Here is a 391-nt window from a genome sequence, read left to right as displayed (position 1 = left end):
ACATGCTCTTCGTATTCATGCTCGGGATGGGCCACCTCATAGGGCGTAAAGCGGCGGCCGGCTTCCAGGATGCGGACGGTCGATTCTCCGAAGACATGATCGTGATCGGCTTCGGTTGCCTGCACCCGCAGCTTCTGAGCACGCTCTGCTTCGGCAACAGACGAGATACGGGCGGGATATTCGTAAAGCTCGCGCTTCGTTGCGTCCGGCATCTGCACGAGCGAAGGCGTCATCGTGCCCGGCACCATGCTTGGCGTTTCAAAATTCCAATCAGCGCCAGCCCGTTGCCCCGGCACATAAGAGTAGCGTCTTGCCCAGTCTGTGATATGATTGCGGTCGGATGAACCCTGCGCCAGGCGCACCTTTCCTTCGCCTTGTGCCGAGGGTGACG

At 59.8% G+C, this 391-nt stretch carries 1 protein-coding gene; it reads right to left on the bottom strand.

Annotated elements, in window-relative coordinates; all coding sequences use genetic code 11:
* A partial coding sequence (locus VQ830_RS28660) for a contractile injection system protein, VgrG/Pvc8 family (RefSeq protein WP_337271534.1) occupies positions 1-391 on the bottom strand: 391 nt, incomplete at both ends.

Source organism: Oryzifoliimicrobium ureilyticum (assembly GCF_037199735.1).
Lineage (GTDB): Bacteria > Pseudomonadota > Alphaproteobacteria > Rhizobiales > Rhizobiaceae > Rhizobium > Rhizobium ureilyticus.
This window is presented reverse-complemented; position numbering and strand designations above follow the sequence as displayed.